We start from the raw sequence: 26,713 nt of genomic DNA, 5'->3' as shown, positions 1-26,713 counted from the left end.
ACTTGCTGATGTAGATGCACTGTCTGATGCGCTTGTACTTGTTGATGTGCTTGCACTTGTTGATGCACTCTCGCTAGCTGATGTGCTTGCGCTTGTTGATTCGCTTGTGCTTGCTGATGTACTTGCACTTGTTGAAGTACTTGTGCTTGCTGATGTACTTGCACTTGTTGAAGTACTTGTGCTTGCCGATGTAGATGCACTTTCTGAAGCGCTTGTACTAGCTGATGCACTTGCACTTGTTGATGCGCTATCACTTGCTGATGTAGATGCACTCTCTGAAGCACTTGTACTTGCTGATGTACTTGCACTTGTCGATGCGCTTGTGCTTGCTGATGTACTTGCACTTGTTGATGCACTTGTGCTTGCTGATGTACTCTGGCTAAGTGATGTACTTGTTGACTCGCTCAAGCTCACTGATGTGCTATCACTAAGTGATGTACTTGTACTCTCTGATACTGAGTCACTTAAGCTTACTGATGTACTATCACTAAGTGATGTACTTGTTGACTCACTCAAACTTGTTGATGTGCTATCACTGAGTGATGTACTTGTTGATTCACTCAAGCTTACTGATGTGCTATCACTGAGTGATGTACTTGTTGACTCGCTCAAACTTGCTGATGTAGATGCACTGTCTGAAGTGCTTGTACTAGCTGATGTGCTTGCACTTATTGATGCACTCTCGCTAGCTGATGTACTTGCGCTTGTTGATGCGCTTGTGCTTGTTGATGCACTTGTACTTGTTGATGAACTTGTACTTGCTGACTCACTATCACTAAGTGATGTACTTGTTGATTCACTTACACTTGTTGATGTGCTATCACTAAGCGAAGTACTTGTACTCTCTGATACTGAGTTACTTAAGCTTGTTGATTCACTTACACTTGCCGACTCACTATCGCTAAGTGATGTACTTGTTGATTCACTTACTGATGTTGAATCACTTAAGCTTGTTGATGTACTTGCACTTATTGAAGCACTCTCACTTGCTGATGCAGATACACTAGCACTTACAGACATGCTCTGGCTTACATACTCTGATAAGCTTGCGCTAAGTGATGTGCTAATGCTCTCACTTATAGAAGCGCTTTCGCTTGCTGATGCACTAAGTGACTCTGATCTAGATAATGATGCACTATCAGATGCTGCTGCACTCTCTGATAATGACTGACTGCGCGACTGCGACGCACTATCTGATGTTGATGCGCTCTCTGATAATGACTCGCTTCTGATTCCAGACTCACTCTGTGAAGCTTCAGCACTTGCACTTACAGATGCTTCCCAAGATGAAGACTCTGATGCAAGCTGGCTTGCCGACTCTGAAAGTGATGTTACCTGACTTCTCTCCTCAGCATAGTCATCTTTTCCTGTATTGAAATCATCTTCTGAATAATATACGTAACCTTTCTTTCCAAAGTTACCATCTTTAACTTCACCAAACTTGTTGGTGTATGTGTCACTACCATCATTCTCTTTAGCAACAAACTTTGGAGAGAATGTGTTTGTGGTAGATGCTGTGCTTGCTGCTGAATAAAGCGTGATAACCTGTGTTTCATATGTCGAGCCTGACTCATCAGTATATGCGTAAAGAGTATATGTACCATCACCGTTCTTTACTATATTTGATGAGTGATAGTAGTATGTCTCGCCTCCGATTTCGATTGCTGTATAAGACTTTTCAGCCCATACCCATTTATTTAACTGATATGACTTTTTCTGTGTGATAAGATTTACTGTATTACCACTTTCATCTACTAGAGTTGAAACGCTCTTAATACCTGAAGCATCTGTGGAAACAACCCCAACTGATGAATCACTGGTATTTCTAGTCAAACCGCCAAATGTATTATTCCAATTGTTATCTGCTGATGAATACTGTCCAAGATCGTAGTAAGTTGTTCCATCTGCTGACTTATATGTTCCCCAGCATGTATCTCTAACTATTGTTGTTTCTGAATTAATAGCTGAGCTTCCTGTAATAGAGAATGTTCCATCCTCGTTAAGAACGACCTCAGCATCTGTTTCTACACCATTGATGTAGTAAACACACTCTGTAGTCTCAGTTCCATCCTCAGATGTATGAGTCTGATAATCCCATGTAAGTACGTTACCATTGCCGTCAGAATACTGAACTGTCTTCTGAACAACCATGATTCCACCAACAACATATGGATTGTCGTGCTGATCTGAATTCTCAGTTCCTCTAAATGATGCACCATCACCTGCTGCAAGTGCGTTACCATTATCATCTACTGTTACATAATCGAAGTATGCATACTTTGTCTCTCCAGCTGCATCGATGTATGTTACCTTTACGCTGTTTGTTGTGTAGCTACTAGAATCCCACTCGCTATATACGATTTCACCTACATAGCCTTCCTGGTAGAATGCATACTGAATAAGAAGGTTTGCAAGCTTATCGCCATATCCATAATAGTTGTTTGAAGACCCTGAATGGTTGAGCCACTGGCCATTTGCCTTAGCAACTTCCTGCGCTGCCTTAAGATCTTCCTGTGCCTGCTCGATTTCCTTTATAAGATTCTCAAGATAATCATCCTCTAATCCTGCCTCTGAGAAAGATGTAGATGCTGATTCATATGCAGCCTCTGCCTCAGACATAGCCGTAGAAAGGCTAGCTGACTCTGAAGCTAACTCCTGTGAATTAGATGTTGATGTACTTTCAATTTCATCGTTTTCTGATTTTAATGAATCTGCTGATGATGCCGATGTAGATTCGATTTCAGAAGTCTCTGTTGAAAGAGATTCTTTAGATGATTCAGATGTTGATTCTATCTGAGATTCCTCTGTTGATAATGAAGTGCTAGCTGATTCGGATACAACTGCAACTTCAGAAGCAACATTAGATGCATTTTCATCAACTGGTGCAGTCTCATCAAGATTAGCTGCAACCTGTGCGTCTGTATTTGTAACGGCAGATGCTTCAAGATCAACTTCTTCGATCTGAGTTGTAGATTCAGCAACGGCCTCTACTTCTACTGTTTCCTGTTGTACTGACTGAACTGTAGTCTCAACAACCTGCTCTGCCTGAACCTGTGTTGTCTCAAGGACGATAACGCCTTCGGCATTAGCAGCAGCCTGTTCTTCGCCAAGCTCAGCAGCATAAGCTAAATTAGCATCACCAAGCACTGAAGCCCCGCCAACTGTAGCGCCTGTGATTGCCACTCCCTTTAACAAATTCTCGACCTTCTTCTTTGACATCCTTGTACTCCTTCTATTTAATATACCATTACAAATTATTGTCCAATTATCATTTAATGTTATTCTATCACGCAATATATTTTTTTAAATAGAATTTAGTAACTATTTTTGCCAAAAAAGTTACATTTCTGCCAAATAACAAAAATCGAGATAATTTATAACGATATATTCTCTCTTAATACTCCGTGTACTGTAAATCTCATGCCCGATGTTGAGCATGTCGACAGGGTCACCACCCTATCTGCTGAGGTAACTTCCTCTGTATCCACTACTTCGTATGAATGACGAAGCAGCTCTGAAATATAATCATCGAACTCTTCACAATCTGAATATGGCACCGCATAAACCCAAGATGCAGCCTCCGTATCAAAGTATGAAAAAATCTCATATCGCATTTTCGAATCAGGGGTGATTATCTGGAAATATCGATGCTCATCCAAATATCCTTCCTCTGATTTGTAATATTTTAACGTACCAAACATTGAGAGGTTTCTCATGTTGTGGCCGTAGATAATGCTGTGACTATCTGTAAAATCTGGATAATTGTATCCCTCCAGGAAAATGGAACCAGCCTTTGCACTTTCGCCTTCCATTGTGGTGCGAAGATATGTCTCATCATCTCCTGAATATAAAATAGGATAACTGATATCTGTACCCTCCACGTAAATCCATGCAACCACGTCTGGGTTAATCTGCTGCAGTGATTCAAAATCAACATCTATCATGCTGTCCCATGAATCGTCGCTGACCTGCTCATTTATATTTATATAAGAAGAATTAAGTTCGCTATATAAACTGTTTGAGCTTTGATAATCCATAAATATATATAGGAAACCACTCATAGAACCAACTATAATTACCAAACCAAGAGCCAGGAAAACCTTTGGGTTAACCTTTGCATTTTGCTTTTTGTTTTCAACCTTTTCCTTATCCTGACTTTTATCACCTGCATTTGAAAGCAACAAGCCAATGATTAACAACATCACCGCTATAACTTTTCCTGTTATTTCAGAAAGCCATGAAGCGATGTATCCTAAAAATGGCACATGGGCCACAACCCTTCCGATGACATTCACATATGCTACAGGAACAAAATCTTCGGTGTCGTTTGCATCACCCTTTGTAGTGATTAGCTTCGACTGTGAATCAATAGATGTGATTCGGTGAGTCACCACGCTAGCGCCAGATTCGAATGCAATTACATCGCCCTCTGCTAGCTCATCAAACTCAGCATTCTTCACATAGACAATGGAGCCTACTGATATAGAAGGCTCCATCGATCCTGATATTACGTTATATGTTTGTATACCTAGCAACTTTGGTACCGCTACTGGTAAGCATGCTAGAATTATTAATCCAATTAAAAGATTTCCTGTTACTTTAAATACTCTAGTATTCATTGTGCTAGTTTAATTTTTCCCTCTCGTTTTTTTCTTTGATTGTTGCGGCAATGGTAGTCACAACAACCAACGAGCCAAAGACTATCATAACTACCACATCACGTTTGTATCGCTCAAAGGTAGCCATGTTTTCTAATCCAAGCGGAACTTCATCTTCTTCGATTTCCACTTGCTGCTTTGATTCGTCTACTACTTGCTCCTGCGTTTGTTCTTTGTTGTCAGTATCTTCGCTAGCATAAACCGGCAGGGCTATGAATAAACTCAAGCATAATATCAAAATGCTCTTTTTAATCTTTCCCCTCATATTCTCTTTTGCTCCCCTGAAGAAACTAATAATACCTCTAAAAACTTTACGCATGTTTCCTCATAGACAGTGTAACATATTTTCACCCCGTACTGAAATAATTGGCAAATAAATAATAAAAATGGCAAGTATTAATAAAAAAAGAGGAAGCAAAATCGCTTCCTCTTAAAAATCTTATTTATTCTTTATCATCGTGTTTTTCAACCTTTACAAGCTCCTGCTTTCTCTTCTTGTTTGCAATGTAAAGTGTAACAAGAATTGAAGCAACTGCGATGATTGCGATGATGATTCCAATTATCATATTGCGAATCAATGTATCGCGGGTGCCACCGGCCTTAGCAACTTCTTCATCGTCGATATCTAAGATACCACCTGGTGTATTGTCATCTTCGATTGTTTCGCCGCCATCATTTCCTGCTGCGCCTGCATCTGCATCGCCAGCTCCGGCTCCATCACCTGCATCAGCACGGTTGTTTACTGTACCACCGTTGCCACCGCCATTGTTCTGAGTTGTAACTGTTGTGTTTCCACCACCAGTTGTTGTTCCTGTAGAACCGCCATCGATGTACTCGTATTCGTACTCGTACTCTGGATCACCTTCTACTGTTGATGAAGATGTTTCGGTCTTTTCTATTACCTCTGTTTCTTCACCAATAACACGCTTGTGATATTCAAATGTGAAAACTGTATCCTTCTTAAGACCATTAGAAGCTGTTCTAAAGTAATAATCAGGAACATATCCTTTGATATGACGAGCTGGTACATAAACTACTTCGCCTTCTGCTGCGTAAAGAGTTTCATCAGGCAAAAGTTCATTTTCATCTTCGTCTACATAGCGAACAGTGTATGAAATAATATTACCAACGCCGTAAGCTACAACATAAGACTCATCACCTTTCACATGAAGTGTTACGCTCTTATTTGTATCTTTTACTAAATCATCACTACCAGCAACTCTAAGCCCCTTTACATAGTACTTAGAAGTCTCTGTCTCAGTATTATCAGTCTTTACTTTGATAAGATCACCAAAGTTGAATGTGACATTTGAATCATAAGCTAACTCACTGATAACAAGGTTCTTACCTGAACTTGACAGTGATACTGTGTAATTTTTTTCCAGCTCTGCTACTGCTGTATCATCAAAATACGCATTTGCGTTATTTCCAAGTGAAATCTTAATTCTGTAGGTATATGTAGAAACTGCAGTAGTTTCTTGTGTAGTACTTTCTTCTGTAGTAGCCTCTGTAGTAGTGGCTTCTGTAGTAGTTTCTTCTGTAGTAGTCTCTGTTGCATTTACTACTGTAGAATCAAAAGCAAACACTGATAATAAGAAGGCAAGTGTAAAGATTACGCTAAAAGCTTTCTTTAAGATTCTCATCTTAGGCCACCTCCTTATTATTTCTAGTCATTCTGAAGTACATGAAAATAAGGAATAATCCTAATAACAATGTGATACCGCAAAATACAAGTGGTAAGATGCTATCGCCTGTCAAAGGATTCTCTCCAAATAATGGTGTGTCCTCATCCTCGATAACAACAATCTGTGTTCCGTTAGGAAGTGTTCTTTCTACCTTCTTTGAAACCTTCTGCTTACTGTGGTTTACAATCTGATTGAAAACAGTATTTGTTTTTGTAACAGTCTTTGTAATAACAATACCTTCGTTATCATTTGACTCAGGCTCTGCTGCAAACAAGATACTTAACTGACCAATTGCAGACATATAACTGTTAGACTGTGTATTACCATCAAGCACGATAATTACAGTGACTTTTCCGCTATCTCCTACTGCCAAAGTACCAAGGTCAAAGTAAGCATCTTCATTTCCGTTTACCTGCATAAGACCTTGAACATCTTCGTTATCACCACCGACAGTCTCGCTATCAAAAAGTGGTGTAGTAGATTTGTCTGAAAGGATTTTGTAGGTATAAGCACCACCTGTTGCGTCACTGCCTTCCTCAAGTGTTTTTACAACATTTGCATCCATATAGAAATTTGCTGCCTCTGTAGATGCATTTTTGTATGTTACCTCATAAGTGATTGTGTCTCCTGGCATTGCACCAGTAACTTTAGCTGTTTCTGCATCATATGTGGTACCGAAAGTATCTGTTCCATCATATGTAACAGTCCATGTAACTGGATCTAAAGTATCTGCAAGAGCTTCAGTTTTTAATCCTATGAATCCTGCTGCCACCAAAGTGAGAGCAAGGACAATATTCATATATTTCTTTTTCATCATTACTCTCCCTTAGTTAGAACTATTGATTGAAGTAATATTTCCATCTGAATCGATTGTTGCCTCAACACCCCAGGCACCAAGAATTGCTTCTGCGCCGCTATGTGTCTGAACTGCATCAACACGAATCTCTATCTCGAATGTTTTGCCATCATAGCCGTAAACATTCTCTACAACTGTGCCTTTTTCATTGACCTTTGTAGTTGTAACACCATCAAGGATTTCTCTTTCAAATGAAATGGCATCCAAAAACTGAACCTGTTCATCAACCGCAACTGGCTTCTTACAATAATAAACAGTACCTTCTGTTGTGCTCTCATTTTCATCAATAAACCAGTCTTCTGTTGTCTTCAGAGTGATTACTGAAGGATCTAATCTGGTGTCTTTTGAACCATCATTCTTAATCCAGCTCTTTCTAACAAGCACTCTTACGTACTCGCTATAGGCATCGCCTGTTGATGTATTCTGTACAAAAACATCCTCATCGTAATCATGATTAATCTGAAGAGGATTCTCATCGGTAATCTGGCTCTTTAGATTTGTAAATGAAAGCTTGCCAACGGTGCTGTTCTGATTTGAATCAGAATTGCTCATGGCTACACTAACTTCAGAGCCATTTTGATTTTCTATTAAATCTACAAATAATTGTTCTGTTTCAAATGAAACCTCTTCTGCCGAATCAGAATAGCTCAATGCTGCTCTTGTGGCACCAACTGAGCTTCCTGCTACAAGAACTAATCCAACTACAAGCATTGTCAAAGGGTTCTTAAATAACTTTTTCATTAATTATTCCCCCCTTCACTTGTGCTTTCTGATGATTTTGTAGTAGTGTCATCCTGGAACTTAGCTTTGAACTTATCCTGCTGCATAATTGCTTCATCCCACGCTGCTACCAACTTGCCCGTCTTGTTGCCATCAGCATCTTTCTCATCCACTGCTTTTGCAGCTTCCTGAACGATAACTACATTGAATTCTTCGTTCTCTAAGCCTTCTGGAGGTGTAATTGTAAGCTTAAGTACTGATGATGTTGCATCTTTTGCTAACAAATCACTGTAGTAGTAATAACCATCATTTTCGTTGTAGCTCCAACCATCACCACTTGTGAGGTTAGCACTGTACTGTGAACCACAGATTGCCTTTACTCTAACAAACACATCGTAATCACCAGTATTTTGTACTGTTATTTCTTTTGTCCATTCCTTAGCGTCCTCATTTGGTGTGATTTCCAAATCTCCCAAATAAACTTTAACAGTTCCTACTGCCTGATGTGAATTTGTGAAGTATGCCATCGCTGGCTTTATGCTTGTTGCACCGATTACTACAAGAGCAGCGGCAACAAGTAAATATTTTTTGTATTTCATTTGCCTCTCCTCCTTAGTTTTCAGTTTCTACATTTTCTGTAGTTGTGCTATTTGGATTAATATTAGAATCCACATAACCATTCTCATTGAAGTGATTCTCTATACTGATTGCTCCCACATCTGTCTGATTATCGTAATCATTGGTGAATTTTGTTTTTGCAGTAACATCCTTTTGGATTTTAACTGAGTGTTTCTCATTTATTGGTGTGACATCTTTATAGCTAGCACCTGAATATACCTCAGTAACAACCACTGTAGAGTTTGCAGGAATATTAGGAACCTCAACTGTCTGTTTGCCAGGCTCACTAAAATTCATTGTGAACACATTGCTGTAAACTATTTTCTTGTTATCCCCTTCACCATATGATGCTTCAACTTCGAATACAAATGGTGTAGTTCCAAGTGATTTATTATAAGTCTTTAACTCTTTTGTAATTTCAAGGCTTCCATAAATCTCTTCCACACTGTATTTCAATGCAATTTCTGGATTGTAAATCCATTCATCACTAGGTGTTATATTTTCGATATTTCCGTCTTCGTCAACCTTTGTCCCCTGTGAAATGGTTGTGCTGTAAGGAACCATCACAATATACTTTTCAAATGTATATTCGTACTGATTGTTTTGGAAATCCTTTACTACGTATAGGTAAATACCTCGGTTAACATCAACCGACTCTGGCTTTTTCGCGCTAGGATTGATTGTGACTGTTTTATCTGGTTTTGTATCCTTAACCTTCTCATATGCATTAGCAGCAATTTTCTTGACTTGGGCTGCATCAACATTTGAATTGCTTAATGCTGAAAGATCAACACCAGATACTGGAGTTCCTATATCTCCGTTTACTTTCACCTCAGCCAACTTATAGAAATCAACCTCCACATTACCAGTATATGAAGTGATTGCATTAGCATCAGTTGCGCCAGTCGCATTGTTCGGATTTTCAAACCTCACAGTAATTGAACACTGCTTAGTCTCATCAATCTTAACAGCTGCCTGTGCTCTATACGCACCAAATCCTGCCACAGCTACTACTGCTGCCATCGCAAAGGCTATTAAATTCTTTTTCTTAAAAATTAAACTTTTCACTGAGTTCTCCCTTCAGCTTATGCGGTTTTCTTTTTAAATATCCTTCTTATTATTAATATGATAATCACTGCCGCAATAAATCCGGCAATGCCCATAATCAAGTAGTAATTCTTCACTGTCTCAGCAACAGCTGCTGCACCGGTAGGGACTTCATCCTCTCCCAGGTACTCAACTCTGGTGCCTCGCACCAAAAGTCTGTGAGTGTTTACACCATATGGTGTACAGGTGAAAAGTGTGACGTAATCTTTGCCCTCTTCCACCTTCATTGCGTTTTGAAGTGAGGTAATATCCTCTGCTTCAATCATTGGATAAATCATATCCACCTGATAAGCAAGTGTCTCATCTAAAACGTGGATGTAAAACTTATCTCCAACCTCTAGCTGATCAATATTTGTAAAAAGCTCTGCACTTGGCAAACCTCTGTGACCAACTATTACTGAATGTGTACCTTCACCTCCAATTGGAAGTGCTGTTCCATTCATGTGTCCTAAAGCTGTCTGGATGTACTCATCAAATGTGCCATGCATGATTGATAGCTTTAGATTTATCTTTGGGATGGACAAATAGCCCATAACTCCATCGCCATTAACATTGAGCACTGAATAGTACTCTGAGTTTAAAAACTCATCTGTAGGAGTTGTTGCATCACCATCCGCATTTGCCCCGAATACATCCGTGCCAATGGCATTTTCTGTAATCTGTTCATTAAATGCTCTGGCTGCCTCCCACTCTTTTGTGTAATCTTCCTCGGTCATTTCCGACAAGGAATCTTCATAATCATTGATGAGTGTGCTTTGAACATATACATTCCACTCATTTGATACAGTAGGATATGCCAGCAAGCCAAAACCTACAAGAAATAATAGAATTAGTAAAATCTTAATAACTCTTTGTTTCAACTGCCTTGTCCTTCTTACTTCTCTTCTTGTCCATTATGTAAAGTACTAAGATGAACGCTCCTACGATAGCAAGTCCAACAATTACCCAAAGAAGGTAATTTGTATGTAAGCTGACTGCCCCGAAAAGTGGAGTGTCTGCATCTGCCAAAAGCTCTGGTGTGTATGGCACTCTGTGGCCTCTAACCATAAGACGCTGAGTGTTTACACCGTATGGTGTACATGTAATTAATGTACAAAGATCCTGACCATCCTCCACCTGAAGGAGTGATGTATCATCAGGCTCAACCACCTCTATCTGATCAACTTCATAAGCGTAATACTCGCCCATGATAATGATGAAGAAATCTTCTCCAATTTGAACTTTGTCCAAGTCTGTAAATAGTGTAGCACTTGGAAGACCACGATGTGCAGAAAGAACTGAATGTGTATTCTCTCCTCCTACTGGAAGTGATGAACCTTCCAAGTGGCCAACACCAATCTGCAAAACCTCTTCCGATGTTGTGTGGAAAATAGGAAGCTTTACATTGATTGAAGGAATCTGAATGTATCCCATGATTCCATCACCGTTGGTGTTAAGTAAGCTCATGTAAGTTTCATCTGTACCATTTGCCTCTGCCTCTGCAAAGGAATCTGGCAAAATAGAAGGCAACAACTCTTCGTTGTACTCGTATGCTTTTTCAAGCTCAGCATCAACATCCAGTGAACCTTCTGAAATAGCTGTATCAACAGCCTCTGTGTAGTTGTTTACCAAAGTTGCCTGCACATGGTTGTTCCAAGTGTTTGCAACCAGTGGGTACACCAACAAGGACAAACCAACAATCATCAACGCTGCAGTCGCTATAGTTTTGTAATGTTTCAGTAAAAATGCTTTCATTGTGTCTAACTGTTGTCCTCTCCTTGATAGTGTACCCAGCGGCCTTTCAGCCGCCGGGCCACATCATATTTTCATTTCTTTAACTCAGCGAATATTAATTACTTTGTAGCCTTCTTCTTTGTTGCAAAGTAAAGAGCTGAAGCCATAGCCATGATAGCTACACCAAGTACTGTAAAGATTGTTGTACCCATACCACCAGTGAATGGAAGACGGATAAGATCTGGATCAACGATAGAAATTGGAACTACACAGTTCTTGCTATCTGCAGATGTATTTGTGATTACTGCTTCATGATTATCTGGATCTACTGAATATCCTGTAGGAGCTGCTGTCTCTTTTACGTTATATGTGCCTTCATCAAGACCTGTTGCAACAATCTTACCATTATCATCTGTTACAAGGTCAGCAGAAGCATCATCTGCTGTAGAGAATACATACTCACCATTAGAATTCTTTACAAACTTAACTGCGCTACCTTCTGAATCTAAAATGTTGAATGTAGCACCAGCAAGTGCGCTTTTATCACTCTTTGTCTTTGTGATTTCAATTGTACCTGTCCAACCAACTACTTCTGGTGGATTTGTATCTGTATCTGTACCATTAATGTTTGTATAAGCAGAGTTCTTGTAAGCATATCCATCCTCTTCAGAATCAACTGCATTACCAACAGTACCTGTGTATGTGATTGTTACTTCCGCATTCTTGTAATCTTCAACATACTCTGATAAATCGATTGTTGAAAGACCTGGCTTACCTTCTACTGGAACCCAATCAGCCTCGAATGGAGCAAGACCAAAGATTGTTACTGTAGCCTTTGAAAGTGTAAGGTTCTCTGACTGATCCTTTACGATGAAGCTTGTTGCATCGTATGGAATGTTTGTCTTGATTGTGAAAGGAACAACCTCTCCAGCCTGCACAAACTTATTCTTTTCTTCTGTTGTCTTTACTGTATTAGATGTAGAACCCTTTGCAACAAGTGTTGCATCCTTTACAGGAACACCTGAATACTCACCGTTTGAAGTTACGCCATATGCTCTGATAAGCATTGGATTGTAAGAATATAATGTACCAGCAATTGAAACATAGTAAACACCAGCTTCAACGTCAGCGAATTCAACTACGCCATCTGTTGGTGTTGCAGTCTTTACATACTTCTGATCTGCTTTTGCAAGAACATCAGATGTAAATCCAGTGAAATCGGTTGTTTTCTCACCGTATACATCCTTAGCCCAATCATTTACTTTCACTGTGTTCTCATCAAAATCAACATGTGCTACCTGATAAATAGTAACCTCTGATGTCTCTCTTGTTGAGATGTTTGTAACTTTGATTGTTGATGTTGTAGATTTCTGTGATACTTCTACAAGCTTGTCTTCTGCGGCAAAAGCTGTAATGCTCATTGCCATCATCATTACTGTTGCAAGTGCAAGAGCAACGATTTTTCTGATCTTTTTCATGTTTCTTTTCTCTCCTTTTCCTTTATTTGCTTTTATTATTCTTGTTTTTATATAACAACAGCGCCCCCGCAATCATTAGTAGGATGCCGCCGATTGTATAAACATAAACTCCGCTTCCACCTGTTTCTGGAAGTGTGTAAGCAACTTCATTTTCAAATTCATATGTTGCTATTGAATATATTTCTGATGAAGCTAGTGTGATAGTATTGCCCAAACTATCTTTAACAGTTACCCCCTCAGTATTATTTACCGAAATACTCCATTCCTCTGTGCTCAATCTATACATTGAAGGTGCTACTGTTTCTTTCAATATATATTCACCGTCAGGTATAACATCAACTATGTTATCATCAGTTTTTTCTATATTCTTGTACCATTTAACTATTCCGTTTGAATCACTGTATCCATAATAATGATTAGATCCAGTCAATTCAAAACTGGCACCAGATAATGAGTTTCTAGTTACACTGTCAACCTTACGTATCTGCCATTCATACACATTTCTGATATTTTTATATGTAATACTTTTTGATATCACATCATTGCCAGAAAGGTTAATAACAATTGTTCGTTCATTCGATGTACTGTCAAAAACTACAGGAGTTGACGAATCATCCTCATATATCTCTGTGTAATAGTCATTTAAATCTAAATTGTAACTTGACCAAGCCACTCCAAGTTCGGTTAACAAGTACTCTCCGCTTCCGAGGCCAGAAAATGTTACCGTCTCATCTCCATATATAGCAAACTGACTATTTCCATATATTGGAGTTTCAACCGACCCCTTAGAAACACTAGTTCCTGGATATTTAACGCCATCTACTAAAGCTGGAGTGGTACTCTTCGGACTACCATCGGCATTTTTCTCTGTTATTTTTTCCAACTTAAAAACATAACATGCGTTAGAATCTATAATTCCTGTACTATCCTCTACAACCTTCTTGACAACAATTGTCTTTTTATTTGCGACATTCTTTATAGTAGCCTTAGTGGTTGTTATATCATTCGTTGTACTTAATAACAAGGAAGAAGCTTCATCATTGTACGCCGTTAATGTTGTCTTAAACTTTCCCTTTATCTTTTCTACTTTAAGTTCCCAAATTGCATTTGTCGGAAGGTCAAATCCATCAACAGCCTTAGTTTCCTTAACATAATAAGTACCAATTTCAAGATTCTCAAATGTAACTACGCCATCTTCTTTTGAAGCTCTTGTCATGATTGCATCAGCTGATGCACAATTTATATTATTATAGACAGTAAATTCTGCTCCTTGTAATGCCTCATTATCCTCATCAACCTTCTCAAAAGAAGCATCTGTTGAAGTACTGGTAGCTATAGTAGAAAAATTGTATTTTATTCTACAGTTTGAAACATTTCCACCTCGCTCAAAATACACAACCGTCATTGTGTGTTTTTCCTGTGCAAATTCAGCACAATCCTCTTCCGCTAAAATATCGTAGAGATTTTTTACGCCTAAACTCTTTTTCTCATAAACTTTTCCATTAGTCGAGGTATTGTTTTTATATCCGTCATTTTCTCCCGAAATAAAAACCTCACCTGTGCGGAAATTTATAGAGCCGTTTACTCTATCATGTACGCCTCCCAAATCAAGTACAAGTTTTCCATCAATATACACGAATACATCATCATCGCCCATGAACTCGAAGACTGTATCATTACCATTAGTTTGTCCGTCTTCTGAAATTGTGAAGTCTATCGGTATCATCATAGAATAATGTTCCGATTGAGTATTAAATGGCCACATTCCATTTGTTTCCGTAGTATCTTTACACTTCAGAACCGCACCTTTAGTCTTTGTGCCTGAATAACTTGATATTCCAACCAAATCATATCCATATTTTGTACTGTCTAAAACGTAATAATCTCCCTCTTTTACAAATTCAACATGTGTATCATAAGCAAGCACATTATAATAACTGTTACTATTAGGTGTAGTAGAATTATAATCTGGGAAATAATCAATTTTTTGCTTACCAACCGCTGCTATGTTTGTAGTAAATGTTGTACCATTATTAGATAACTCGGATGAAGCAAGTCCCTGATAGACCTTTCCATAGTGAACCCAGTCTCCACTTTTTCCAGTATCTCCTTTATTAAAGGCAAAATAACTATCAGTACCACCGCTCGCTGCATAAAAATATCCACTATAATAATCAACTAGTTTCGCATGATCCACTGTAACAATATTTTCTTTTACAGTGTAAAGATATATATTTATATAATTGCATTTAGGATTATAAGAATTATCAATAGTCTGCAAGTCAGTTTTAACTACTATTGAATTATCACTCGAGTAAAGAGCTGCATCTGCCATGCTATCTAGCATATAACTACTATATGTTGTTCCATATATTGTTTTACTTGCTGCTGAAGAAAATGTCCCTGAATCTGAGACTTCTTTATAAACATTATTTCCTTTAACAGCTCCTAAATAATAACCATTATTAACTGTTATTGATAATTCTGTTGAATTTGTACCATAAAGATAAAAATATACCCCCGTGCTTGAGCTAGGGTAACTAGCCTTTTTTGTACCGTCAACAAAAACATTAACCACTAAAGCGCTATAATAATTGGTATAATAATCATTATACGTAAGATATGCATTACTAGAACTATTAACTGTCAAATAGTCACTTTTTGCGAGAGTGTTATTAGCTTCATCCGAACCTGTTATTGCAATAATATAAGTTGAAAAATGATCAGTTGTCATTTCAACAGAATCATCTTTTTCTGAAACTATTTCCATCTTGTCAACAGAAGCATCACTGTAGTGATAAACTTCTGTGGTCAAATCTTCATTATTTAGTCCTTCTACAGCTGGGCTTATAAACTCAACTTTTACTTCTCCATCAGGTTCTACAATTTCTTCATTTTCATTGTAAAGATTAATGTCATACGCAATTAAACCTAAAATTTGCGTTTCATCATCCGTTTCTCCATCAAGTGTGCTATACATTTCATCAAATGTGGCCTCATCTGAATCGTAAGATATTTCTTTTGCAGTAACCTTAACTGCTCCGTTTAAAACAGATTTGTCACCTGTGATTTTAACCAAATTGTTCTCATCAACAAGAACTACTATTTTTTCATCTTCATATCCACAATGAATGCACTTGCCGTCCTCACCGAACTCGCAGTCCTCTGTTTCTTCGTGAGCCTCACCATCTTTGTCAGTCCACTTCTTTACATGAGTACCATCATTGTTAGATTCGTAATCATATGTGATTTCCTCATCGTCATCCTCTGCATCCTTATCAGCGTTTGCATCTGCTTCTGCGTCAGCTTTCTTATCAGCATCTGCCTCTGCATCGTCAGCTGTCTTATCAGATGACTCTGGTGTCTCACCTTTATTAACTTGCTCGTCTGAATTGGAATCATTCCCAGATGTAGAAGCATCTGAGCTTACCTGGTCAGAATCTTTAGATTCTGAACCAGTCTCAGAATTTGTTCCCTCAGAGGCTGTTGTAGATTCGCTACCTGATGACTCCCCTCCATCAGAAGCATCGGCCTCCTCAGATATATTTTCAAGAATGGTCTCCGTAGACGCATTATCAATTCCTTCAGCGTACACTGATGCAGGTGAAGAAAGAAATAGCGCAAGCGCAAGACCAAAAGATAATGTTCTGTTAAGTAATCTGTTCTTTTTCATTTAACAAATACTCCCTTAAACGTTAACTGAAACGGTATATGTGACGATAATGTATATGAAATGTGTCTTTCTTGTGTTCCGAATGATATATTATTACACCGTGTAACGTTTTTAAAGTGGGTTGGCAGGAAGTGCAAAAATTTGGCAAGAAAATACCACAAGGCTGAAAACTTGGAGTAAAAGTATCGTAAATATAGACAAAGCCGTTATTCTCTTATATTGCGTTTTTGCTAAAACCTATTACTTAAATTCTTTTATCAAAGTATTCCGACAGCATACCTTTCACACTTTTCGCGTTAAATTGGGCATTTCTTGCCTCATGCGAAATCAACAGCCTACTTCCTATATAAATGCCAGCCTCTTCATAGGCCCGTATCTTATTCATATTCTTCTCTACATAATCCATATTATCCAGCATTCCCAGGTGCTCCAGATAAACCTCCTGCCTAGTCCGCATATCAAGCAAAGTAAAATCTGGACTCACCGTCTTGTATTTTGAAAGCTTCAGTGGCTTCTCGTACAAATAAGGAATCCCCAGCTCATCCAATATATTAGAAATCAACACCTCGGACTTCGACCTCATCTTTATCCCCTTACTATTCTCATATGTAAGCGCTTCATTATAATAGTCAAATGTCTCATACTCCTGCGCCAACCATTCCGCCACATATTCCTCGTCAGACTTCTCCACTGGTGCAACCAAAGCCATTTTAGCTTTAACCATTTTTAATCCAATATGCTCAATAGCTCTCCCCTCATACAATCTTTTCATACTATCTAACAGTTTCACTTCCTTCTCGGCTGCTTGTATAGCGTAATTATCATATTCCTTCTGTGCTAATCGACTCGCCAAATCTATATCAGAATACTTTATGTATTTTCCATTTGAATCGCCGCCTTTTTCTCTTTTAAAATACTGAATCTTATTTCTACACTTTGCAGTACGTAATTCTCCTTCAGGAGCATTTTTCAATTCAACCTTCTTTGTTTCAATAATCGTATCAAGCTCCACCTTGCGAGCATTCAATAGTTTTAAAATCTGTTTGTAACTTGTCATATGTTTCCTTTCCATTTCTCATCTATCCTTTAACTATAGAACTCCCCATCACCTTCCAATTTATAGTCAGCAATATGTGCCACTGACTATAAATACAATAGAAGCTAGTCCTTTTATAGTCATTTTCGCCGTCTCGGACTATATATTTTCCAATCTGCCTATCCATATAGTCATTTTGACTAATAATTGACTATATATTCCCTATCGTCTCGTAATTTATAGTCCGATAGCCCAATTTTGACTATATATAGCCCGCTAGAAGGCTCCTATATAGTCACAGCCCATCTTCACCGACTATATATCCTCTATCTTTTCTCCTGATATAGTCCAACTAATAAATCTCGACTATATTTCCCAGCCTTAGTCAGCATATATAGTCCAACATTCCTCTTTTACCAGACCAGCCAATCCCCAGCCCCAATCCGGCCACTTTAAACTAATCACCAGCCCAATCAAATATCTATTTTCCTACCAATTTCACCACCTTTGCTATTGCCAACGCCAACTTTCCAAAAAGACGCACTGCAAGAAAGCCACCTATTGTTTCCCCGAAAGTATAAAATGGAAATAATGCCCTGTTTGCACTCCAGGACATGAACCTGTGAACCAGGTTCAAAAGAATCGTGTTTCGATACGAAAGATATTAGCATGCTCCCCCACTAAAGTCTATGTGAAAAAGCAACAAAAAAGCTCACCACAACGGGTGAGCCTGATGTCTAATTGAATCCTGGGGTTAAACTGTTGCCAGTGTAAGCAACAGCTTCAATTAATCTGATGATTAATTGAAACCTACTACCTTCTGAGCAATCTTGTATGCTGTGATAGAGATTGCGCGGCCGCCGTGGCCTGGAAGGTTTGTAGTTGCGCACATGAAGCCATAGCGAAGCTTTCTATATAAGTAGTAATCCTGCTCTTTGATGTATCTCCAAAGATCATGACGCTTCTGCTGATGTTCCTTTGTGCCGCTCTTCATAAGAAGAACTGTAGAGATAACTGTAATCATCTCTAAGTAATTGAACATGTATTTCTTAACATGATTATCCTTAATATTCTTGTAGTCGTATGCTTCCATCATAAGCTTGTTGACTTTGATTTGCTGGTCGATACGAGAAATCATAACCTTTTCGTTGACTGACTGATCATCACGACCAATAAAGTAACGATAGAAGTCTACGTCCAGATAGTACATAGTCTTTACGTATGGAAGTGGGTAGAATACATAAAGGTTATCAACATAGAATGTGTGTTTTGGAAGCTCCATTCCACAATCACGTAAAAGCTTTGTGCGATAGATAACTGAATGCATCAAAATGTACTGGCCCTTTTTGAAGTGGCCTGTCTCATCCCAAGAGAAGTACTTGTTCTTAGGAAGATTTGAGTATGACATAACCTTCTTGTGATGAGCACCTTCCTTTTCGTATACGTAGTTTGAAATGAGCATATCAAGCTGCTTGCCATTTTCAACTGAACTACGTAATACCTTTAAGATTTTGTCGTATGCATCTGGGTCTACCCAGTCATCTGAGTCTACAACCTTGAAGAATAAACCTGTGGCATTTTTAAGACCTGTATTGACAGCCTGACCATGACCGCCGTTTTCCTGATGAACAGCTTTGATAATGGTAGGGTGTTCTGCTGCAAGTCTGTCAGCGATTTCTGCTGTGTTATCTTTTGTAGAACCATCGTCTACTATTATTATTTCTACATCTTCACCACCATGTAAAAGTGTCTCTACGCAATGCTCCATATAAGCTGCTGAGTTGTAACATGGTACTGCAAAACTTAGTAATTTCATAAATACTCTCCTAACTAATTTAACCTTTACAATTTTAACAAATCATACTGAATTCTTCAACGGCACATCATCCTATTTGAACCATCAATTATTGCCCAGTTTCCCCAAAAACATGAATTCACTAAGATGAAAAAGTTTTTCATACAACATTATAGTTTTCATTGTCAACACATTATTAAGGGTGTATAATAACATTGTTATCAACACAAAGAAATTTTTGCGTTTTAAAGGGACAGTAATGTATGATTAAAGATGTATATGGATATGTCAGTGATCTACCGGCGGGATGTATTACAGAAACTGACATTTATACAGATTCGGGGGCGCTTCTTTGCCCAAAAATGACAGTCATCGACCAAAAGATTTTAAAGTCTTTGTCTGATTATCACGGGAAAATTCACGCTACAATTTATTATTCAGATGCGGATGAATTCGAATTAGAGGATGATTTTCCACTTCCAGATGATTCCATATGTTTTGATGAAAGCTTCAGAGAGTACGCCATGGAGTCTTTAGCTAGGCTATATGCTAATCTCGATGATATAGATAGCTTGACTAAAGGAATCATTCAAATTGGCGAAAAAGTTTGCAGCATTATAAATGACTCTAAATCTTTGAGCCTTAACCTTTCAAAGCTAAAGGTATGCGATGAGTACACTTACAGACACTCAGTGGATGTAGGTACAATGGCAGCCATATTAGCAAAGGCTTTAGGAGAATCTGATTCATTTGTTAAGGATATTACCGTTGTAGGACTTCTTCACGATATCGGAAAAGAAGAAATTCCAAAGGATATATTAAACAAACCAGGAAAGCTTACAGCCACAGAGTTTGAATTAATCAAAACTCATCCAGTAAGAGGATATCGCCTGCTTGCCAACTCTCCTGACCTTACAGAGGAGATGCGCCAGGCAATCCTTAACCATCATGAAAATATTGATGGCTCAGGATATCCTAGAAGTCTTTCTGGCGACCAGATTGGAAAGATGGCTCAAATCATTTCTATCGTAGATGTGTATGATGCGCTTGTTACTGCAAGGCCATACAAGAGAGCCTACACTCCTGCAGAAGCAATTGAAATAATGTTTACAATGAGTAATAAGTTTAATCTGAAATACTTCAGAGCATTCCTTACAATCGTAAACATCTATCCAAATGGTTCTACCATCAAGCTTAGCAACGGTGAGGAAGGTGTGGTTGTTCGTCAGAATAGGGCATATCCACTTCGACCAGTCATTAAGATTACAAGCATTCAAACGGTTGTTGATTTATCAAATGACCGCAATTATCTTAGCACTGTAATTGTTAAATAAAACCTTATAAAAAAACTAAGGGCAACTCTTTCGAGTTGCCCTTTCTTTATGTCTTTATTATTACTCTTCTGTTGTCTCTTCTACAACTGCTTCTACTTCTACCTCTTTCTTCTTTGCAAGGTATTTCTTTACTGCAAAGTACTCAAGGCAAGCAATGAGAAGAACAAGTACTGCATCGATAGCGAAGAGAATCTTCTCCCATGTAGGAAGGCCTGCGTTGATTTCTGAATCATATGCACGGCTGTTTACTACAGTGTAAAGAATGTTGTGAGAAGCTGTTCTCATAGCAATTATTGATGTAGCAGATTCCTGATCTGTAACTGTAGACTGTGGTGTAGCATATGTTGCAAGCATAAGGTCGCAACCATTTCTAATCATACGGTCAGAATCCTGATATCCGTATCCACCGAAGTAATCTGTCTCTGCAAGACCTCTGAATCCCCACTCGCCACGAAGTACTGTGTTAAGAAGCTCTGAGCAAGCCTCAGCTGGTACTGTACCGATGTTGTTGAATGCAACCATTGTTGCACCTGGGTTTGAGTTCTTGAATACAATTTCAAATGACTTTAAGTAAATCTCACGCAATGACTGCTCATTGAGCCATGTGCAAAGGAAGTTTGTTCTGTTTGTTTCCTGGTCATTTGTTGCAAAGTGCTTAACGTATGAGTATACGCCCCACTCTCTTGCACCATTTACAGCGTTTGCACACATCCAACCTGCAAGTACGCCATCCTCTGAGTAGTACTCGAAGTTACGTCCTGCGAATGCTGAACGGTGTGTGTTTGTAGCTGGAGCATACCAACCAGAAACATCCATGTCGTTTGCCATACGGCCAATTGACTCACCAAATGCAAGTGCAATGTCCTTGTTCCATGTGCAAGCAATCATAACTGCTGCTGGGAATCCGATAGAACCCTGGCCTGTAAAGTTGTTGTTGATTGAAGCAGGACCATCACAATCGTATGTCATAACCTTGCCGATTGAATCAACTGCTGATGTCTCGTATCCGCCGAGCTCGATAAGTGTGTTCATGTCTGAAACTGTAAGCTCATCGAGAAGTGTATCCCACATTGGATCATCGTAATCAAGACCACGAAGATCTGCAAGCTTAACACCATTGTCAGCGCCTGTTGTAGGCATTACATCTGAATCATTATTGTAATCAGTAGGATCATAGTTTGTCTCGTTGAAGTAAGTAGCCTTTGCTTCATCAGACATTTCATAGCTTGTTGGAGCAGCTGTTGCTTCGTCATAGTTAGCGAAACCATCTGCACGTGAAAGGTATGTTACATCACCTTCTGCGAAGCCAAACTGGTTTGTAGCTGCAACCTGATCTGACTCACGCTTGTTTGACTCATCATAAACGATTGTAGAGCCAACTGTTACTGTATCTGTAGCAATCTTGTTGTGTGAATCTGAGTTGATAGAAATCTCATAATCACCAGCCTCAAGTACATAGCAGCCCTCGCCGTATGTGTCATATGAAGCCATATCTTCAAGTGCAAATGAGATGTTGATTGTCTCTGATGCACCTGGCTCAAGTGTAGAAGTCTTTGCAAACTGGATTAAGTTTGCAGCTGCCTTCTCGATGCCGCCGTTTGTGTATGGTGGGTTGTAGTAAACTTCTACAACATCCTTACCAGCAACATCACCTGTGTTTGTAACTGTTACGTCAAATGATACTGTTGTACCATCATTTGTAATAGGTCCCATCTCCTGAGAGAATGTTGTGTAAGATAATCCATAACCGAATGGATAAACTACTGCAGAGTCGTAATCGAACTCCATGTTGCCAGCTTCTGCCTCAGCGTAAGCTGTCTCGTAATATTTGTAACCAACGTAAATACCTTCAACATAATTTACGAATGTAGGATAAGCCATGCCGCCCTCAGCGAACATATTCTCATATCCGTACTCATCCATGTTTGTGTAATCGAAATCCCCAAAGTTGTTTGCTGTTGGTGTAGCGAATAAATCTGATACAAATGTGTCAGCTGTCTTACCAGATGGGTTGATCTGACCTGCAAGAATCTCACCAAGTCCATCGAAACCTGTCTGACCTGTACCTGGGCAGTAAAGAACTGACTTAATCTGTGAGTAATCGTTAACGAAGCCAAGCTCCATAGCGTTTGCTGAGTTAACGACTACGATAACCTTGTCAAAGTTTGCTGTTACTTCATCAAGAAGTGCCTGCTCTCTGTTTGAAAGCTCAAGGTATGACTTAGATGCATCAAGATCATCCTTCTGATCTGAGTAACGCACACCTGTTGCTCCAAAGAAGCTAGAGCCATCATCGCTGTATGTCTCTTCTCCATCATATGACTGTGGAAGATCTGCTCCCTCACCACCTGAACGAGCGATGAAGAAAATTGCTGTATCTGAGAAGTCCTTAGCATCTGAAATAAGGCTGCCATACTCAGAAACTGTTGGCTCAGGAATTGTCCAATCCTGTCCCATCATACCTACTGTAGGTCTTTCTGTTCTCCATCCTGTATAGAAATCTACAAGATCCTGATTGTACTCGATACCTGCATCAGTAAGACCTGTAAGGAAATCAACTGTTGGATATGCATCTGAAAGTGCACCTGATCCTGTACCACCATAAATTGGGTTTGTTGAAGACCAACCAAATACGTTGACCTTTGTGCCTTCTGCAAGAGGAAGTGCTGCATCATCATTCTTTAAAAGAACAATACCCTCTTCAGCAATTTCTGTTGCGAGAGCCTTTGCCTCTTCGATGGCTTCATCTGAGATTGTGCCACCTCCCATTGCCATGTTTACCATAGAGTAAACTGGTCCAAGTAGAATTGTATTAACTACTACAACTACTACTAATAAGAAAGCTAACCAAGCTTCTTTTCTGATAAAGCCCTTAAGAGGCTTCTTAGCCTTCATCGCGCAAATTGTAACGATGATTGCTGCAACGAGTGCCACGCCTAAAACGATAAGCTGTGGGATCATTGTCTGTAGTACGGCGATAACGTCCGCAATGTTGATTGATAACATTTTCTTCTTCTCCTTCCTTTCAACTAACGTTAAAAGATATATCTCATTCGGCCTTTGGTGTTTCTGGGAAGATGATCTTATTTACAAAGAAGAACACCACCATAGAAACTCCGCCGTTGAGTACTGTAGTTCCGATGTTGTACAGCCAAGCTGGTACAAACATTCCTGCAACTGCTACCCAGATGCAGTTAATTGAGTTAACGATGCATGTGATTACAATGAATGCTGCAATATACCATGCAATCTGCTTGCCAGGCTTATCGTGATTACGGAAAACGAAAAGCTTCTGAATTGGGAAATTGATGCACTCACCAATTACCATTGCAATCATGTAAGCTGTAAAGTAAGCAAGTCCTCCGTGTGCCTGGTCATAACCAAGGATGTTCCAATCAAAAGTCTCACCTGCGATTGTAAGTGGAATTCCTGGCCATCCAAATGATTTGTTGCCTAAGAATGCGAAGGCTGCTGGTAAAAATGTAAGTAATAAATACTTAAATACTGTAATTAAATTACTTACTATTACAAACAAGCCGCCTTCTCGCACCCATTTAGCAGCTGCCGGGTGCTTCTCAGCGAAACTATTCCATAAATTCATTTTTATACTCTCCTATTCTTTATGCTGTAAACGTGCCTCATATTTCTTGTTAGCACTTCTATTGCGGAAGAATCCTCCAATCACACCACCAAGACCTCTGAAGAAGTGTCCATTGGCGATGGTTACGATTGACTCTACCATTTCACGGCTAACCATTCCGCCTGACATCTTGCTGATTGCTCTAAAAGGCATGTTGTAAATGAACATTGTGTTCAAGTCTGGAACACCCTTTTCATAAGACTTATCAAGATTGTTCTTGAGAATCTTGTAAACCAATCTGCAAAGTCCGCTCTTGGCATCCTTCATCTGGCAAAGAGCATCGTTGATATCAAGTGGTCCAACCTTTTCCTCAGGAAGTGGCTTAGCATAAAGCTTTTCGAACTCCTCGTAATGAACGTTTCGAACCTTTCCTGTCTTGTAGCTTGGAAGTGTTTCGATGTCGTAAGGAAGCTCTGTAATTGTGCCTTCCTTTGTGATTGTTCCTGTAAGTACGATGTCAGCAACGTTCTTTCCAACGTAAATCTGATACTCACCGCCTTCGATTTCCCACTTGTTTGAAACAGTTGAGAAATAACGGAATGTCTTGTCATCAAATGGAATCTCTACTTCCACTGATTCGCCAGCCTTAATCCATACCTTCTTGAAGCCCTTAAGCTCTTTCTTAGGACGGATAAGTCCTGACTGGCTCTTACCAACATAGAGCTGAGCAATTTCAGCACCGTCGCGCTTTCCTGTATTTGTGATAGTGAACTTAACACCATCCTCTGTAACAGAAAGTGCTGAATACTCAAATGTTGTATAGCTAAGTCCGTATCCGAATGGGAACTGAACTGCCACATCTGCTGTATCGTAATAACGATATCCAATGAAAGGTCCTTCGCGATACTGAAGATTTCTCTTTTCCTGACCTGCATAATTAACAATTGAGCAGTCCGCATATGCGAATGGATAAGACTCTGAAAGCTTACCAGTAGGAATTTCCTTTCCAGTGATAATATCAAGAAGAGCTGACGCTCCAGCCTGACCTGTTAAGTATCCGTGAAGCAATCCCTGGAGATTTAAAAGCCATGGCATCTTTACAGATGAACCAGCACTCATAACACCTACGATGTGCTTGTTGTAAACTGTAAGTTCCTCAAGCTCTTTAATCTGATACTCAGGAACGTCGATGGACATTCTATCTGCCCCCTCGCTCTCAGCGATTTCATCAAGACCAAAGAAGAATAAAACAACATCTGCTGCTTCAGGATCATCAATAACCTGTAAATCGTAATTTGCAATCTGCTCTCTGATAGTCTCAACCTTTGTTGAGTTAACCTGTGAGCTTCCTGAACCCTGATAACGTGGCTTATCCACGAATGGTCCTCTAAGGCATACCTTTGTGCCTGCTGCAAGTGGAAGGATGTCCTCGTCATTCTTAAGAAGAACTGCTGAGTTAACAGCTGCCTTTTTAGCGATAGCGTGATGAGCCTCTTTGTCAAAGCCCTTTGTGTGGTCGTTTTCTTTGAAGTAGATAGCAGCTTCGATAATAGGAAGAATTGCTCTGTCGATTTCTTCCTCTGTGATACGACCTTCACCTTCTGTGGCTGCCTTGATAAGCTCTCTAGCTGAATCAAGTCCTGGGTTTGGCATTTCCACATTTGACTGACACTTAACACCAGCAACGTGGTCATTACTTGCACCCCAGTCAGTAACTACGATTCCATCAAATCCCCATTCATTTCTAAGGATATCTACAAGCAAATGCTCGTTTTCATTTGCATACTTGCCATTAACTTCGTTGTAAGCAGACATGATTGTCTTTGCTCCGCCCTCTTTAATAGCAATTTCAAATGCTGTAAGGTAAATCTCTCGAAGTGTACGCTCATCAACAACTGCATTCATTGCCATTCGGCGATACTCGCGAGAATTAACTGCGAAATGCTTTGGACAAGAATAAACATGCTTGCTCTGTATACCCCTTACATAAGAAGCTGCCATCTTGCCGGCGAGGATTGGATCCTCACTAAAGTATTCAAAATTTCGTCCGCAAAGTGGAGAACGTTTCATATTTAAGCCTGGACCAAGAAGTACATCAACGTTCTGTGCTACTGCCTCCTCACCAAGAGCTGCTCCAATTTCTTCACCAAGACTTTCGTCCCAGCTGTTTGCTACTGTAGCTGCTGTTGGAAAACATGTAGCTGGAAGAGATGCATTAAGCCCCAAATGATCTCCTGCCCCCTCCTGACGACGTAAGCCGTGAGGACCATCTGAAAAAGAAACCGACTGAATTCCAAGTCTTGGAATATCACGTGATTCCCACTCATTTTTTCCGCTCAAAAGAGCTGCCTTCTCCATAAGTGTAAGCTGTGAAATAATTTCTTTAGCGTCCATACTAATCCTCCGTTTTCTTGATAATAATCTACCACGAAATAAAAAAGACAAGTCATCCCGAAGGAC

At 39.4% G+C, this 26,713-nt stretch carries 17 protein-coding genes and 1 pseudogene; 1 reads left to right on the top strand and 17 read right to left on the bottom strand.

What is annotated here, in order from left to right:
- The 14 genes and pseudogenes from BMY66_RS13735 to BMY66_RS06400 form a co-directional block, all read right to left on the bottom strand.
- A pseudogene (locus BMY66_RS13735) lies at positions 1-3,219 on the bottom strand (hypothetical protein); the annotation flags it as partial.
- Between the two features lie 155 nt (positions 3,220-3,374).
- Positions 3,375-4,619, bottom strand: a complete 1,245-nt coding sequence (srtB, locus tag BMY66_RS06465) for a class B sortase (RefSeq protein ID WP_090394578.1) — start codon at positions 4,617-4,619, stop codon at positions 3,375-3,377.
- A gap of 4 nt (positions 4,620-4,623) precedes the next feature.
- A complete protein-coding gene (locus tag BMY66_RS06460; RefSeq protein WP_090394577.1) occupies positions 4,624-4,977 on the bottom strand; it encodes a hypothetical protein in 354 nt (117 codons plus the stop codon).
- 124 nt (positions 4,978-5,101) lie between these two features.
- The gene (locus BMY66_RS06455) at positions 5,102-6,301 is read right to left on the bottom strand and encodes a hypothetical protein (protein ID WP_090394576.1); all 1,200 of its coding nucleotides are present in this window, start codon (positions 6,299-6,301) and stop codon (positions 5,102-5,104) included.
- Between the two features lies 1 nt (position 6,302).
- Positions 6,303-7,157 carry a hypothetical protein gene (locus BMY66_RS06450; RefSeq protein WP_090394575.1) on the bottom strand — a complete coding sequence of 285 codons (855 nt, stop codon included), beginning with the start codon at positions 7,155-7,157 and terminating at the stop codon, positions 6,303-6,305.
- A 12-nt stretch (positions 7,158-7,169) separates the two neighbouring features.
- Positions 7,170-7,940 (bottom strand): hypothetical protein, encoded by a 771-nt coding sequence (locus tag BMY66_RS06445; RefSeq protein WP_090394574.1) that lies wholly within the window; start codon positions 7,938-7,940, stop codon positions 7,170-7,172.
- Positions 7,940-8,518, bottom strand: a complete 579-nt coding sequence (locus BMY66_RS06440) for a hypothetical protein (protein WP_090394573.1) — start codon at positions 8,516-8,518, stop codon at positions 7,940-7,942. Before BMY66_RS06440 ends, BMY66_RS06445 begins: the two co-directional genes overlap by 1 nt.
- A 13-nt stretch (positions 8,519-8,531) precedes the next feature.
- Positions 8,532-9,605: a DUF5979 domain-containing protein gene (locus BMY66_RS06435; RefSeq protein WP_090394572.1), complete on the bottom strand. Its 1,074-nt coding sequence runs from the start codon at positions 9,603-9,605 to the stop codon at positions 8,532-8,534.
- 17 nt (positions 9,606-9,622) lie between these two features.
- Complete coding sequence (locus BMY66_RS06430; protein ID WP_044933730.1) at positions 9,623-10,504, bottom strand: class C sortase; 882 nt, start codon at positions 10,502-10,504, stop codon at positions 9,623-9,625.
- Entirely contained in the window at positions 10,485-11,378 is an 894-nt protein-coding gene (locus BMY66_RS06425) for a class C sortase (RefSeq protein ID WP_044933727.1), read from the bottom strand. The genes BMY66_RS06430 and BMY66_RS06425 overlap by 20 nt, the downstream gene beginning before the upstream one ends.
- 98 nt (positions 11,379-11,476) lie before the next feature.
- On the bottom strand, positions 11,477-12,835 hold the full coding sequence (locus BMY66_RS06420; protein WP_090394571.1) for a SpaA isopeptide-forming pilin-related protein: 1,359 nt from the start codon (positions 12,833-12,835) through the stop codon (positions 11,477-11,479).
- Between the two features lie 22 nt (positions 12,836-12,857).
- Positions 12,858-16,508: a SpaA isopeptide-forming pilin-related protein gene (locus BMY66_RS06415; protein WP_090394570.1), complete on the bottom strand. Its 3,651-nt coding sequence runs from the start codon at positions 16,506-16,508 to the stop codon at positions 12,858-12,860.
- Between the two features lie 244 nt (positions 16,509-16,752).
- Entirely contained in the window at positions 16,753-17,565 is an 813-nt protein-coding gene (locus tag BMY66_RS06410) for a PDDEXK family nuclease (protein ID WP_143064512.1), read from the bottom strand.
- A gap of 778 nt (positions 17,566-18,343) precedes the next feature.
- Complete coding sequence (locus tag BMY66_RS06400) at positions 18,344-19,360, bottom strand: glycosyltransferase family 2 protein (RefSeq protein ID WP_033153796.1); 1,017 nt, start codon at positions 19,358-19,360, stop codon at positions 18,344-18,346.
- A 242-nt stretch (positions 19,361-19,602) separates the two neighbouring features.
- Here BMY66_RS06400 and BMY66_RS06395 point away from each other — a divergent pair, with 242 nt between their 5' ends.
- Positions 19,603-20,673 (top strand): HD-GYP domain-containing protein, encoded by a 1,071-nt coding sequence (locus BMY66_RS06395; RefSeq protein ID WP_049960215.1) that lies wholly within the window; start codon positions 19,603-19,605, stop codon positions 20,671-20,673.
- Between the two features lie 60 nt (positions 20,674-20,733).
- Here the strand turns inward: BMY66_RS06395 and BMY66_RS06390 are convergent, their stop codons facing one another.
- From BMY66_RS06390 to BMY66_RS06380, 3 genes are read right to left on the bottom strand one after another with little or no spacing between them, the layout of a single operon-like run.
- Entirely contained in the window at positions 20,734-23,679 is a 2,946-nt protein-coding gene (locus BMY66_RS06390) for a glycoside hydrolase family 3 protein (RefSeq protein WP_090394567.1), read from the bottom strand.
- 43 nt (positions 23,680-23,722) lie between these two features.
- A complete protein-coding gene (locus BMY66_RS06385; RefSeq protein ID WP_090394566.1) occupies positions 23,723-24,274 on the bottom strand; it encodes a GtrA family protein in 552 nt (183 codons plus the stop codon).
- A 12-nt stretch (positions 24,275-24,286) separates the two neighbouring features.
- Positions 24,287-26,647 carry a glycoside hydrolase family 3 C-terminal domain-containing protein gene (locus BMY66_RS06380; RefSeq protein ID WP_090394565.1) on the bottom strand — a complete coding sequence of 787 codons (2,361 nt, stop codon included), beginning with the start codon at positions 26,645-26,647 and terminating at the stop codon, positions 24,287-24,289.
- Positions 26,648-26,713 lie beyond the last annotated feature (66 nt).

This window comes from Pseudobutyrivibrio sp. C4 (genome assembly GCF_900111635.1).
GTDB lineage: Bacteria > Bacillota > Clostridia > Lachnospirales > Lachnospiraceae > Pseudobutyrivibrio > Pseudobutyrivibrio ruminis.
The sequence above is the reverse complement of the archived record's forward strand: the minus strand, read 5'-3'. Positions and strand labels throughout refer to the sequence as shown.